This window comes from Stenotrophomonas sp. CFBP 13718 (assembly GCF_014842145.1).
Classification (GTDB): Bacteria; Pseudomonadota; Gammaproteobacteria; order Xanthomonadales; family Xanthomonadaceae; genus Stenotrophomonas.
On the sequence record NZ_JACYVC010000001.1, the window covers coordinates 285,079 to 298,666 of the forward strand.

Annotated in this window: 14 protein-coding genes; 8 read left to right on the top strand and 6 right to left on the bottom strand. The window is 67.2% G+C overall.

Annotated elements, in window-relative coordinates; translation table 11 throughout:
* Nucleotides 1–33: 33 nt before the first annotated feature.
* The 3 genes from IFT58_RS01220 to dapB form a co-directional block, all read right to left on the bottom strand.
* A complete protein-coding gene (locus IFT58_RS01220; protein ID WP_188324166.1) occupies nucleotides 34–588 on the bottom strand; it encodes a hypothetical protein in 555 nt (184 codons plus the stop codon).
* Nucleotides 588–1,718 (bottom strand): glutamine-hydrolyzing carbamoyl-phosphate synthase small subunit, encoded by a 1,131-nt coding sequence (gene carA / locus IFT58_RS01225; RefSeq protein ID WP_192079254.1) that lies wholly within the window; start codon nucleotides 1,716–1,718, stop codon nucleotides 588–590. The genes IFT58_RS01220 and carA overlap by 1 nt, the downstream gene beginning before the upstream one ends.
* 317 nt (nucleotides 1,719–2,035) lie before the next feature.
* Nucleotides 2,036–2,758, bottom strand: a complete 723-nt coding sequence (gene dapB, locus IFT58_RS01230) for a 4-hydroxy-tetrahydrodipicolinate reductase (protein ID WP_192079251.1) — start codon at nucleotides 2,756–2,758, stop codon at nucleotides 2,036–2,038.
* Between the two features lie 126 nt (nucleotides 2,759–2,884).
* On the opposite strand from dapB, the gene IFT58_RS01235 reads away from it, so the two are divergent.
* From IFT58_RS01235 to IFT58_RS01245, 3 genes are all read left to right on the top strand, one after another.
* A complete protein-coding gene (locus IFT58_RS01235) occupies nucleotides 2,885–3,646 on the top strand; it encodes a 3-oxoacyl-ACP reductase (protein ID WP_192079250.1) in 762 nt (253 codons plus the stop codon).
* Nucleotides 3,647–3,737: 91 nt separating this feature from the next.
* Nucleotides 3,738–4,343: a response regulator gene (locus tag IFT58_RS01240; protein WP_192079249.1), complete on the top strand. Its 606-nt coding sequence runs from the start codon at nucleotides 3,738–3,740 to the stop codon at nucleotides 4,341–4,343.
* 169 nt (nucleotides 4,344–4,512) lie between these two features.
* Nucleotides 4,513–5,097: a M23 family metallopeptidase gene (locus tag IFT58_RS01245; protein WP_192093704.1), complete on the top strand. Its 585-nt coding sequence runs from the start codon at nucleotides 4,513–4,515 to the stop codon at nucleotides 5,095–5,097.
* Nucleotides 5,098–5,104: 7 nt separating this feature from the next.
* Here IFT58_RS01245 and IFT58_RS01250 read toward each other — a convergent pair whose 3' ends face one another.
* The 3 genes from IFT58_RS01250 to IFT58_RS01260 are packed head-to-tail and all read right to left on the bottom strand — an operon-like array spanning nucleotide 5,105 to nucleotide 7,469.
* Nucleotides 5,105–5,359, bottom strand: coding sequence for a DUF6587 family protein (locus IFT58_RS01250; RefSeq protein WP_192093705.1), 255 nt, complete (start codon nucleotides 5,357–5,359; stop codon nucleotides 5,105–5,107).
* Nucleotides 5,359–7,221 carry a ferrous iron transporter B gene (locus tag IFT58_RS01255; RefSeq protein WP_192093706.1) on the bottom strand — a complete coding sequence of 621 codons (1,863 nt, stop codon included), beginning with the start codon at nucleotides 7,219–7,221 and terminating at the stop codon, nucleotides 5,359–5,361. Before IFT58_RS01255 ends, IFT58_RS01250 begins: the two co-directional genes overlap by 1 nt.
* Nucleotides 7,218–7,469, bottom strand: a complete 252-nt coding sequence (locus IFT58_RS01260) for a FeoA family protein (protein WP_188324172.1) — start codon at nucleotides 7,467–7,469, stop codon at nucleotides 7,218–7,220. The genes IFT58_RS01255 and IFT58_RS01260 overlap by 4 nt, the downstream gene beginning before the upstream one ends.
* A 114-nt stretch (nucleotides 7,470–7,583) precedes the next feature.
* Here IFT58_RS01260 and IFT58_RS01265 point away from each other — a divergent pair, with 114 nt between their 5' ends.
* From IFT58_RS01265 to IFT58_RS01280, 5 genes are all read left to right on the top strand, one after another.
* Entirely contained in the window at nucleotides 7,584–8,372 is a 789-nt protein-coding gene (locus tag IFT58_RS01265; protein WP_192093707.1) for an enoyl-CoA hydratase-related protein, read from the top strand.
* Nucleotides 8,373–8,614: 242 nt separating this feature from the next.
* Nucleotides 8,615–9,508, top strand: a complete 894-nt coding sequence (locus IFT58_RS01270; protein ID WP_192093708.1) for a hydroxymethylglutaryl-CoA lyase — start codon at nucleotides 8,615–8,617, stop codon at nucleotides 9,506–9,508.
* Nucleotides 9,505–12,060, top strand: coding sequence for an EAL domain-containing protein (locus IFT58_RS01275; RefSeq protein WP_192093709.1), 2,556 nt, complete (start codon nucleotides 9,505–9,507; stop codon nucleotides 12,058–12,060). The genes IFT58_RS01270 and IFT58_RS01275 overlap by 4 nt, the downstream gene beginning before the upstream one ends.
* A gap of 551 nt (nucleotides 12,061–12,611) precedes the next feature.
* Nucleotides 12,612–12,746, top strand: coding sequence for a hypothetical protein (locus tag IFT58_RS18900; RefSeq protein ID WP_274603039.1), 135 nt, complete (start codon nucleotides 12,612–12,614; stop codon nucleotides 12,744–12,746).
* 33 nt (nucleotides 12,747–12,779) lie between these two features.
* On the top strand, nucleotides 12,780–13,550 hold the full coding sequence (locus tag IFT58_RS01280) for an SDR family oxidoreductase (protein ID WP_192079237.1): 771 nt from the start codon (nucleotides 12,780–12,782) through the stop codon (nucleotides 13,548–13,550).
* Nucleotides 13,551–13,588: the final 38 nt, after the last annotated feature.

Below are 13,588 nucleotides of genomic sequence, written 5' to 3' on the forward strand. Positions count from 1 at the left end.
GCGTGACAAGGGGGAGTGATCGCACGCTGACGATCAGGACATCTGTTCCGGGTCGAAATCGATGCGGCATTCGCGCTTCAGCGCGCCGGACATCGCTTCGCCGATGTTCTCCGGCATCCCGCCGTCGGCACTGATTCCTTCGATGAAACGTTGAAATGCAGGCGTGCCCATGAACCGGGCGATTTCCACCTTGTTCGCTTCGCTTACCTGCGGTGCTTCGGCGTTCGCACCCTGCTGCGCCGCGGCGCTGGCCTGGAAGGTGCGACCCATGTCCTTGCCGGCAGGCGTGGCCAGGAACTGCGTGAACTCAACGACCAGTGCCGCGCCGTCGTCACCCAGGTTGCCGGCGATCTGCTGCTGGAAATGCGCGTCCAACAGCTTGCCGATCTGAGTGGCGGCGCAGTCGCGTCCGCTGTCGTCGAGCGCCTGCAACGTGGGCGACACGCTGAACAGCACGTCCGCGCTGTTACGCCCCAAGCCTTCCATGCCGAGCTGATGCATGATGACCGCCACCTCGGCCGGGGTGGCCGGCTGTGCGCTGGCGGCGCCGGCCAGCAACAGCCCGGCCAGCAGTGCGGGAACGCGCATCAGGCGCGGGCTCCCGCCATCAGGGTCACGAAACGATCGAACAGCGGGCCGACATCGGTCGGGCCGGGCGACGCTTCGGGATGGCCCTGGAACGAGAACGCCGGCACGTCGGTGCGCGCGATGCCCTGGTTGGTACCGTCGAACAGCGACCGGTGGGTGACCCGCAACGTGGCCGGCAGGGTCGCCTCATCCACCGCGAAACCGTGGTTCTGCGAGGTGATCATCACCCGGCCCGTGTCCAGATCCTGCACCGGGTGGTTGGCACCGTGGTGGCCAAGGCCCATCTTCATCGTGCTGGCACCAGAGGCCAGCGCGAGCAGCTGGTGGCCCAGGCAGATGCCGAAGGTCGGCACCTTGGCGTCCAGTACGGTCTTGATCGCCGCAATCGCGTAGTCGCACGGTTCGGGATCACCCGGGCCGTTGGACAGGAACACGCCGTCGGGCTTCATCGCCAGCACATCGGCCGCCGGCGTCTGTGCAGGCACCACGGTGACCTCGCAGCCGCGCTCGGCCAGCATGCGCAGGATATTGGTCTTCACGCCGTAGTCGTAGGCCACGACCTTGTACCGCGACGGCACGCTGACGAACGTGTTGGCGTCCAGGTCCAGCTGGCCTTCGGTCCACGTATAGGTCGTTTCGGTCGACACGACCTTGGCCAGGTCCATGCCCTTCAAACCAGGGAAGCTGCGCGCCGCCTCCAGTGCCTTTTCCACGCTGAGGCCTTCACCGGCCATCAGCGCGCCGTTCTGCGCACCCTTCTCGCGCAGGATGCGGGTCAGCTTGCGGGTGTCGATGCCGGAGATGGCCACCACGCCGCGCTGCAGCAGCCAGTCCTGCAGCGAAACCTGGCTGCGCCAGCTGCTGGGCCGGCGCGGCACATCGCGCACGATCAGGCCGGCGGACCACACCTTGGACGCTTCATTGTCCTGATCGGTCATGCCGGTGTTGCCGATGTGCGGGTAGGTCAGCGTGACCATCTGCCGGGCGTAGGACGGGTCGGTCAGGACTTCCTGATAACCGGTCATGGCGGTGTTGAACACCACTTCGCCAACGGACAGGCCGGGCGCGCCTACGGATTCGCCCTCGAATACGGTGCCGTCTTCGAGGACGAGGATTGCGGCTTGGGTCACGGAAATCTCACTTTGGCTACCGATGGGGTACCGAAGGTCACGCCTGCGCTCACGGTAAAAACCGGTTGCAAAAAAGCGCGGACGTACGGTTCTGGACCGGTCCGGCTATCGTGTTTCGGCGAGTGCGAATTGTAGACGCATGTGGGCGCGCGCGCCAGCGCTGCGTTGCGGAAAGGCGCGCCGGTAGCGCCGACCCATGGTCGGCGAGCGCAGCGGGCCGGTCGCGCGGGCCCACCGGCATCGCAGGCCCACCGGTAGCGCCGAGCCATGCTCGGCGAGCGCAGCGGGCCGTCCGGCCCGGTTCCCCGCCCGCCCGTTCAGCCGTTCAGCAGATCCCGCACGCGATAGCTGCCCGGGGCCTTGCCGGCCAACTGCCCGGCGGCGAACAACGCGCCGCGGGCGAAGATGTCCCGGTTGCTCGCGCGATGCACCAGTTCGATGCGCTCGCCCAGGCCGGTGAACTGCACCAGATGCTCGCCGATGATGTCGCCGGCACGCAGGCTGGCGTAATGGGGGTGTGCCCCACCCCGCTCCGCTGCGGCGCCCAGTGTCAGCGCGGTGCCCGAGGGGGCATCCAGCTTGCGGGTATGGTGGGATTCGACGATATCGCAGTCCCAGCCAGCCACCGCCTGCGCCGCGCGCTCGACCAGCTCATCCAGCACCGCCACGCCGAGGCTGAAATTGGAGGCCCACACCAGCGGAATGGCCTGCCCAGCCTTTGCCAACGTGTCCTGTTGGACGTCGCTGATCCCGGTAGTACCCGACACCAATCCAGCACCGCGCTGTACGCACAGTGCCAGGATCGCATCGAACCCGGCCGGCAGGCTGAAATCGATGGCCACGTCGAACGGCGGTGCGCCCGCCAGTTCGCTGGCGGCGAAGTGCGGGACGCCCTCGATGACACGCTGGGCCGGCGAGCGCCCGGTGAAGGCAGCCACCACCTGCACGTGCTGGGAGTTCTCGGCGGCGAGACGCAACAGGGCCTGGCCCATGCGGCCGGAGGCGCCGTGGATAAGCAAACGTAGCGGAGTCGGGTTCATGCACAGAGGCTAGCGGTTGGCCACCTGTTTGCACAGGGGGGCTGGGAACCCTATCCGGTCACTGCACGCGCCCTCACGCAGCAGCTTGCTAGTCTGCGCGCCCGCCTCACGATCCTGCGCCCTACCATGAAGATTGAAGAACAGCTGGTGCTGGTCACCGGCGCGGCACGTGGCCTGGGCCAGCACATCGCCCGCGCCTTCGCCGCGCAGGGTGCGCAGGTGATCATCAACTACCACCGCAGCAGCGACGCCGCCCGCGCGCTGGCGCAGGAGCTCGGTGACCAGGGACTGGCCGTACAGGCCGATGTCACCGACCGACACCAGGTGGACACCCTGATGACACTGGCACAGGCACATTTCGGCCGCCCGGTGACCACTGTCGTCAACAATGCGCTGGCGAACTTCTCCTTCAACGGCGAAGCACGCGAGAAGGCCGACACCATCAGCTGGAGCAGCTTCCAGACGCAGTTCGACGGCAGTGTCCGCGGCGCGCTGAACACGGTGCAGGCCGCCATCCCGGGCATGCGCAGCCAGCAGTTCGGACGCATCATCAACATCGGGACCAACCTCTTCCAGCTTCCGGTCGTGCCCTATCACGATTACACCGCCGCCAAGGCGGCATTGCTGGCACTCACGCGCACCCTGGCCGGTGACCTGGGGCCGGACGGCATCACGGTGAACATGCTGTCCGGCGGACTGCTGCGCATGACCGATGCCAGCGCGGCCACGCCGGAGGCCGTGTTCGATTACATCGCCAGTGCCACCCCGCTGCGCCGCGTCACCACCCCGGCAGAGTTCGCCGATGCGGTGCTGTTCTTCGCGTCACCGTGGTCGCGCGCCGTTACCGGCCAGAACCTGGTGGTGGATGGCGGGTTGGTGCGGAACTGACTGTCTGGTAGCCGCGCACACGACACTCCGTTCACGTCGGCGGGGGACACTGCCGTGAAGGACGACCTGAGTAATCACTACCGTGCGCGTCATGCTGGCAGACGATCATCCCACCATCCTCGCCGGGCTTGAGGCCCTGCTGCGCGGAGTTGCACGCGTTGAAATCGCCGGCATCGCAGACGATGGTGACGCCCTCATCCGCTTGCTGCAGCGGCAGCACTGCGATGCGGTAGTCACAGACTACGCCATGCCAGGCAGCCAGCACGGCGACGGCCTGACTCTGCTGGGCTTCCTGCGCCGACGTTGGCCGTCGCTGGTGGTGATACTGCATACCATGCAGGAGTCCCCGACCATCTTGACCCAGGCGCGCCAATTGGGCATCCGACATATGGTCAGCAAATCGGACGCCGGCGGGCATATCGGCGCGGCGCTGCAGTCCGCGATGGTGGGGGGCGAGTATTTTTCACCGGCGATCAGCGCGATCCTGCGCTCCGGCCCGGGGCAGGACACGTTGCTGACGCCGCGCGAACGGGAGGTCGTCCGGCTGTTTGCCTCCGGCATGTCAATGACCGCCATCGCCAAACAGGTGCATCGGAGCAAGCAGACCGTAAGTACGCAGAAGCGGAGCGCCATGCAGAAGTTGGGCGTCGAGCATGATGCTGGGTTGTTGCGCGCCTGGCAGGATCACCACGCCTAGCCACCAAATCAGTGCACGCCCTCGTACTTGTACGAAAAGGTCTGGTATCTGTACGAAAAAGGCCCCGTCTGCGTGGGGCTGTCCTCCCGGAAGCCCTAGTGTGCGGTCCATCAACGCTGCCTTGGACCTACCGATGCCCGCCATACCGCTGCCGGTTATACGCTTTCTGATGACCACCGCGCTTGCTCTGCTGCAGGCACCGGCTCCGGTCAGTGCGGCCACGCCAACGCTCGTCGTGGTGCCCGAGCCCATCGCGCTGGCGCCGATGGCCGATACCGCGCCCAAGGCGCCCGGCTTCCACATGCCGCTGGCGGAGTTTCGCCTCAGCAGCGCGTTCGGACCTCGTCGCCACCCGATACGTGGGCGGGCCCATGCCCATTCCGGCGCCGACATGGCGGCTGCTCGAGGTACGCCTGTGCATGCCATCGCTGAAGGGACGGTCGCCGCGGTGCGTGAGCTTGCCAAGGGGTATGGTCGTCATGTGGTCGTCGATCATGCCGACGGCTACAGCAGTTGGTATGCCCACCTGGATCGCATCGATGCCGCGCTGCATGTCGGCAGCAGCGTGCGCGCAGGACAGCTGCTCGGCTCGGTCGGCAGCACAGGCTCGGCAACCGGACCGCACCTGCATCTGGAGATCCGTCAAGGCAACATACCGCTTGAACCGATGGCACTACTCCAGCCAATGCCCGTGCCTGCTCCTGCCGTGATCGGCGTCGCGCCGGCGTGGCGCGCCCATGCGGCTCCGCCCTGAAACCCGCTCAGTGCGCCTTCGGCGGGCTTGGCCCGCAGCTGTCACACCCGCCGCAGGCGCCCGCGCTGCCAGTGGCCGGCGGGGCGATGCGCCGCCCCAGCGACTGACGCCAGCCCTCCGTTCCGGGCCGCAACAGGCGCACGGCAATCGCGCCGCGTGCCTTGCGCACGACGCCCGGGAACTGCTTCTTCAGCACCACCCACGCACTGACCAGCACGGCCATGGCAATGATCAGATACTGCAGCAGCAGGCCGGCCTCCATCAGCCGCCCCCCAGCGCCACGGTCACCTGGTAGGTGATGAGCGCGGCGATGTACGCCGCCGCGAACAGATACACCGTCGCGAAGCTCACCTGCTTCCACGAGTTGGTCTCGCGCTTGATGGTGGCCAGCGTGGAAATGCACATCGGCGCGTAGATGAACCACACCAGCAACGACAGACCCGTCGCCAACGACCAGCCATCGCTGACGATCGGCGTCAGTGCCGAGATGGCTGCATCGTCATCCGCCGCGGACAATGCATAGATGGTCGCCAGCGAAGACACCGCCACTTCGCGTGCGCCCATGCCCGGGATCAACGCGATGCAGATCTGCCAGTTGAAACCCAGCGGAGCGAAGATCGCCGTCATCGCGTGGCCCAGCTGGCCGGCGTAGCTGTAATCGATGGCCGGCATGGTCGCGTTCGCCGGCGCACCGGGGAACGACAACAGGAACCACAGCAGGATCGTCAGCGACAGGATGATGCCGCCCACGCGCTTCAGGAAGATCATGCCGCGCTCGTACAGGCCCACCGCCAGATCACGCGGATGCGGGATCCGGTAGGAAGGCAGCTCCAGCATCAGCGGATGCTCGCTTTTGTCGCGGCGCCACTTCTTCATCACCCACGACATCAGCAGCGCGCTGAGGATGCCGGCGATGTACAGGCCGAACAGGACCAGACCCTGCTGGTTGAAGATGCCAACCTTTTCATCCGGGATGAACGCGCCGATCAGCAAGGCATACACCGGCAGGCGCGCTGAACAGGTCATCAGCGGCGCGACCAGAATGGTCGCCAGGCGGTCGCGCGGGTCCTGGATGCTGCGCGTGGCCATGATCCCGGGCACCGCGCAGGCAAAGCTCGACAGCAGCGGGATGAACGACCGTCCGGACAGGCCGGCCGACGCCATCATGCGATCCAGCAGGAACGCCGCGCGCGGCAGGTAGCCGGATTCTTCCAGCGCCAGGATGAAGGCGAACAGGATCAGGATCTGCGGCAGGAACACCACCACACCGCCCAGGCCGGCAATGATGCCGTCGGTGATCAGGCTGGCCAGCGGGCCTTCCGGCAGCACCGCACCGGCCTGCTCACCCAGCCAACCGAACAACGCTTCGATGCCGTCCATCATCGGCGTGGCCCAGGCAAACACCGCCTGGAAAATCAGGAACATCACCACGACCAGGGTCACCAGGCCGAACACCGGATGCAGCAGCCAGCGGTCCAGCGTGTCGTCGATCTTCGCGGTGCGGGTGGGCATGCTGACCGAGGCGTCGAGGATGGCGCGCACCTGCGCGTGGTAATCCGCGCCCTGCCCGTCCACCGCAACGACCGGTGCCCCGAGGTGCGGCACCATCGCGTCCAGCCGCTCCACCAGGGCCTGCGCACCGTGCTTGCGCACGGCGACCGTTTCCACCACGGGTACGCCCAGCGCGCGTTCCAGTGCCGCCACGTCGATCTGGATGCCACGACGCTGCGCGGCATCCACCATGTTCAGCGCGACCACCATCGGCTTGCCCAGCTCGCGCAGTTCCAGCGCGAAGCGCAGGTGCAGCCGCAGGTTGGTGGCATCGATCACGCACAGCAGCACGTCCGGCGCGGCCTCACCGGGGTAAAAGCCTCGGCACAGATCGCGGGTGATCGCCTCGTCCAGGCTGGCCGGCTGCAGGCTGTAGGCACCCGGCAGATCAAGGATGGCGAACTCGCGACCGGACGGCGCACGCATGCGGCCTTCTTTCCGTTCCACGGTCACGCCGGTGTAGTTGGCCACCTTCTGCCGACTGCCCGTCAGCTGGTTGAACAGCGCCGTCTTGCCGCTGTTCGGGTTACCGACCAGGGCAATCCGCAGCGGCAGGTCCGCAGCAGGGCTCATGCCAACGCTCCCGGCTGGGCGCTCAGCTGCACGCGTGCTGCCTCACTGCGGCGCAGGGCGAAACGGGTAAACCCGACCTGCACCAGCAACGGCTCACCGCCAATAGGGCCGCGCGCGACCAGGCGCACGGACTCGCCCTTGACGAAGCCCAGCTCCCTCAGGCGACGGGCAATGGTGTCATTGGCATGCGTGTCATGGACAGTTTCAACCACGGCATTGGTTTGCAAGGGCAGATCTGACAGCGTCACTCGCGCACTTCTCAGTGATAAGAATGGTTCTCAATTCTACCATCGCCGCGCCGCGTCATGGCCCATGACCTTCGGCCCGCTATGATCCATACAGGTATGTACCCACGGCTGAAAATGACCGATTCCCTGCTGATCGAGCGCTCCGGCGCCACCCTTACCCTGCGCCTGAACCGGCCGGACCTGCACAACGCCTTCGATGCCGGCCTGATTGCCGACCTGACCGCCGCCCTGCGCCAGGCCGGCAATGACCCCGACGTGCGCGTTGTCGTGCTGGCCGGCGAAGGCCGCTCTTTCTCCGCCGGTGCCGACCTGCATTGGATGCGCGGGATGGCTGCGGCCAGCGAGGCGGACAACCGCATCGATGCACTGGCACTGGCGGCCCTGATGCGCACCCTGGATGAACTGCCCAAGCCGACCATCGCCCGCGTGCAGGGCGCCGCCTTCGGGGGCGGGGTCGGCCTGGTGGCCTGCTGCGACATCGCCATCGGCGTCGACACGGCACGCTTCGGCCTGACCGAAAGCCGGTTGGGCCTGCTGCCGGCGGTCATATCACCGTATGTCGTGGCCGCCATCGGCCCGCGCCAGTCGCGTCGATGGTTCGCCAACGCCGAGCAGTTCGATGCCGTCGCGGCCCTGCAGATGGGCTTGCTGCACCAGGTGGTCACCGCCGGGCAGCTGGATGAGGCTGTGGCCGGACAGGTCAGCCTGCTGCAGAAAGCCGGCCCCATCGCCGCGGCCAGCGCCAAGCGTCTGGTAAGCCAGGTGGTGGCCAGCCCTGACCGCGACGCACTGGATGCGGCCAACGCGGACCTGATCGCACGCCTGCGGGTGTCGGCCGAGGGCCAGGAGGGCCTGGGGGCTTTTCTGGAAAAGCGGTCGCCGGGCTGGGCCGCAGACGCCTGATCCGCGCATTCTTCACGCATTGCCGCCCGGTACGCGCGGATCCTACGCTGCAACGCGGCGGGCCGGGCCCGAAACCAAACGATTCATTCCCCACGCTGGCCGTTTGTCGCCGTGGCCCGCGTGTATTTCCCTCGTGGCTGCCGCGCTGCGCGCCACCTCGCTGACAGGACGTTCCGTGATCGTTGATTTCCGCCCCTCATTCCGCTGTTCCCTCTCCTTCCCGAACCGCGGGAGGCTGTGCGATGTCTGATGCCATCCGCATCGTCGAGGTCGGTCCACGCGATGGACTGCAGAATGAAAAACAGCCGGTCAGCACCGCCGACAAGATCACTCTGATCGACCGCCTGTCCGCTACGGGGCTGCGCAGCATCGAGGCCACCAGTTTCGTCAGCCCGCGCTGGGTACCGCAGCTGGCCGACGCCGCCGAGGTCTACGCCGGCATCACCCGCCATGCGGGCGTGGCCTATCCGGTACTGGTGCCCAACGAGCAGGGCTACGACCGTGCGCTGGCCGCCGGCGTACAGGAAGTGGCCGTGTTCACCGCCGCCTCGGAAACCTTCAACCGCACCAACACCAACGCCGGCATCGACGAGTCGCTGGCACGATTCCAGCCCATCCTGCAGCGTGCTGCACATGATGGGGTGCGCGTGCGCGGCTACGTCTCCACCGTGCTCGGCTGCCCCTATCAGGGGGAGGTGCCGGTCAGCGAAGTGGTCCGCGTGGCAAAGGCGCTGCACACGATGGGCTGTTATGAGATCTCGCTGGGTGACACGATCGGGGTCGGCACGCCGCTGAAGGCGCGCGCGATGCTGCTGGCCGTGGCCGCCGAGGTCCCGATGCAGGCGTTGGCCGTGCATTTCCACGACACCTACGGCCAGGCCATCGCCAACATCGCCAGCTGCGTGGAAGCGGGCGTGCGGGTGGTGGACAGTGCGGTTTCCGGTGCCGGCGGCTGCCCCTACGCGAAGGGCGCAAGCGGCAACGTCGCCAGCGAAGACGTGGTGTACCTGATGCGCGGCCTGGGCCTGGAGACCGGCGTGGACCTGGACGAACTGGCCGCGATCGGCCGCTGGCTGGCGGAGCGGCTTGGCCGAACGACCGGCAGCCGCACCGGCAAAGCCCTGGCGCCTGCATGAGCAGCCGCGGCCCGTGCGACGATCTGGACGCTGGCGGACACCCCGCCACGCAGAACGACGCACTGGCCGCCCTGGACCATGCACTCGCGCAGCCGCATCGGGCCGAGCATCACGCCCTGCTGCAGCAGGCACGCCACGCGCTGACCGAGGCCATGCAACACCGCCAGGACGCCGAGCAGCGCTATGCCGCCCTGTTCGACGCGGTGCCCGACCCGGTCAGCATCCTCAGCTCGACCGGGGTGGTGCTGGACCTCAACCGTGCCGGCGTGCGTGCTTACGGCCGTCCGCGCGAGGCGATCATCGGCCAGCCCATCGAACTGTTGAACCCCGACCTGCCCAGTGACCACCTCGAACCGGTGTGGGCCGCCTTCCAGCGCGGCGATACCTATGTCATCGAAGTCACCAACATGCGCGGCGACGGCAGCCGGTTTCCCGTCGAAGTGCACTCGGCCGGCTTCGAACTGCAGGGCGCGCCGTGCATCGTGGCCGTAGCCCGTGACCTGAGCGGGCGCTGGCAGGCCGAGTCGCGCTATCGCCTGCTGATGGAGTCGATCGACAAGGGCGTGATCCTCTTCGACCGGGAACTGCACGTCGTGTCGGCCAATCCGGCGGCGCACCGCATCCTCGGCACGGCCGGTACCGGTGCCAGCCTGCAGACCCTGCTCGATCCGCAGGACTGGATCGTGGTCGACGAACATGGCCACCTGCTCAGCCATGAGCACTGGCCGGCGAACCGGTGCTTCCAGGCCGGTCGGGTCATCCGCAGCACCATCATCGGCCTGTACCACCGCCCGCGTGGCCGGATGTTGTGGCTGTCGATGACCAACGTACCGGTGTTCGGCAATGGCCGGGACCACGCCGACCATGTGTTCGCGATGTTCAGCGACATCACCGAGCTGAAGCGAAACAACGCCCTGTTCGACCGTGCGCAATCGCTGGCCCACATCGGCGGATGGGAGTGGGACCGTGGGCTGGCACGGCTGTACCTGACCGAAGAGGCGCGCCGCATCCTCGGCCAGGACCTGCCGATGGACGACATGCCCGACCTGATGGACTGCCTGCGCAACGAAGATCGACTGGCCCTGCAGCAGGCGCTGGCGAACTCGGTGGACGCCCGCAGCGGCTTTACGCTGGAACTGCGCGGCCAGCGCGCGGATGGGCACAGCTTCTGGATCCGGATGATCGGCGAGGTGTCCGAGGGCGATGTCGAGGCCGCGCGCATCGCCGGCACCGTGCAGGACATCACCGAGCGCAAGCAGGCCGAAGAGACGTTGCGCATCCAGGCCCGGACCGACCCGCTGACTGGCATCATGAACCGCGACGCCGTGCTCAGCGACCTCGGCGTGCGCCTGGCCAACCCGACCCACTGCAAGGCCGCGGTGCTGTACATCGACCTGGACCGCTTCAAGACCGTCAACGACCTGCTGGGTCACAACGCCGGTGACGAACTGCTGGTGGAAGCCACACGCCGCATCGGCGGCGCCATCGGCACCGAGGGCCTGCTTGCGCGCTTCGGCGGTGACGAGTTCCTGGTGGTCTGTGATACCCGCGACCAGGCCGACCAACCCGAACAGTTGGCCGAGCGCATCACCGCCGCGTTCGTGCCGCCCTTCGTGTTCGGCAACGATGAGTTCGTCGTGACCGCGAGCATCGGCATCGCCTGCGCACCGCGCGACGGCGTACGTCCGCAGCAGCTCATCCAGAATGCCGACACCGCGATGTATGACTGCAAGCGACGCACGCGCAACGGCTGGCAGGTGTTTTCGCCCGAACTGGCACAGCGCCAGAACGACCGCCTGCAGATCGAAAGCCGCCTGCATCGCGCCCTTGAAGGCGACGAGTTCCGCCTGGTGTACCAGCCGCAGGTCAACCTGCGCACCGGCGAGGTGATCGCCGCCGAGGCGCTGATCCGTTGGCAGAACGAACAGCTGGGCGAAATGCGGCCGGACCTGTTCATCGCCCATGCCGAGAGCACCGGCGACATCGTGCGCATCGGCCAATGGGCACTGCGCGAGGCCTGCCGCCAGGTGCGGGAGTGGCAGGACCAGGGGCTGGGTCTGGTACGCGTGGCGGTGAATGTGTCCTATCGCCAGTTCACCGGCGATGACCTGGCACTGAAGGTGCGCCAGGCACTGGATGAGTTCCATCTGCCGGGTACCGCGCTGGAACTGGAGTTCACCGAGCGCGTACTGATCGAGGATGCGCCGGACACCCTGCGCACCTTCGCCCGACTGCGCGAGATGGGCGTGCTGCTGGCCATCGACGATTTCGGCGAAGGCTACAGCGCCCTCAACTACCTGCGCCGGCTACCCATCGACGGGCTGAAACTGAGCCAACTGTTCACCGAAGGCGTCCCCGGTGACCGCTCCGACACCGCGATCTGCGAAGCCGTCTGCGGAATCGCCCGCAGCCTCGGGCTCGGCGTTGTCGCCGAAGGCATCGAATCCGAAGCCCAGCGCCGCTACCTGATCGGACTGGGCGTCAACGTCGGCCAGGGCTTCCTGTTCGCCCCCGGCCTGACCCCCGAAGAATTCGTCCGCAAGCTACGGTAGCGCCGAGCCATGCTCGGCGGCTCTATGCCTCATATCCCACCCCACTGTCCCACCCCACCATCCCCTTCCCTGACGCATCCCGCCGACCATGGGTCGGCGCTACCGCTGTGCGCACGCCCGACGACTTCCTGGCCACCGTGGACCTGTCGAAGGTGGGGCGGGGTCGGCTGGTTGCTCCATGCCCCACCCCACCATCTCCTTCCCTGACGCATCCCGCCGACCATGGATCGGCGCTACCGCTGTGCGCACGCCCGACGATTTCATGGCCACCGTGGACCTGTCGAAGGTGGGGCGGGGTCGGCTGGTTGCTCCATGTCCCACCCCACCATCCCCTCCCCTGACACATCCCGCCGACCATGGGTCGGCGCTACCGCTGTGCACACGCCCGACGATTCATGGCCACCGTGAACCTGTCGAAGGTGGGGCGGGGTGGGCTGGCGGGGGTGTTGAGCGCCATGGATGGCGCGAAACAAGGCACGCAGGAGCGGCTCCTGCCGTCCCCCGCCAGCCCACCCCGCCCCGCCCAATAAGAAGCCCCGCCGCTTCGGCTGTTGCTGCTGCTGTTGCTGTTGCTGCTGCTGTTGCTGTTGCTGCTGCTGTTGCTGTTGCTGTTGCTGTTGCCGTTGCTTCGGCCGCGCCGCAGGCGCAACGCACTGCACAACAGCCCTGCCCCCGCCATCCGCTAGAATCGCGGGCTCTTGAACCTGCAGGACCGCGCAATGCAGTTGAGCAACGTACGTGCCGTCATCACCGGCGGTGTCTCCGGCCTGGGCCTTGCCGTGGCCGAACATCTGGTGGGCCAGGGCGCGAAGGTCGTCCTGTTCGACCTCAATGACGACAAGGGCGCCGCCGCCGTCGCCGCGCTCGGCGACGAAAACGCCCACTACCTGCAGGTCAACGTCAGCGACGAAGCGGCCGTCACCCAAGCCATCGAACAGGCCCACACCTTCCTCGGCGGCCTCAATGTCGCAGTGAACTGCGCCGGCATCCTCGGCGCCGGCCGCGTGCTCGGCAAGGAAGGCCCGATGCCGCTGGCCGGCTTCCAGGGCACGGTGATGGTCAACCTGGTCGGCAGCTTCAACGTCGCCAAGGCCGCCGCCAACCGCATGCAGCACAACGAAGCCGGCGCCGACGGCGAGCGCGGGGCGATCATCAATACCGCCAGCATCGCCGCCTACGAAGGCCAGATCGGCCAGGCGGCCTACGCGGCCTCCAAGGGCGGCGTCGTCTCGATGACCCTGCCGATGGCACGCGAACTCTCGCGCTTCGGCATCCGGGTCAACACGATTGCGCCGGGTGTCTTCTGGACCCCGATGGTGGATGGCATGCCGCCCGCCGTGCAGGAATCGCTGGCCGCGTCGATCCCGTTCCCTTCGCGCCTGGGCAAACCGGAAGACTTTGCCAGCCTGGTCGCTTACATTCTGGGAAACACCTATCTCAACGGCGAGACCATCCGCCTGGACGGCGCCACCCGGCTCGGTCCGAAGTGATTCCCCCGGGCGCCGGGACGGCGCCCTACCCCCCCAAT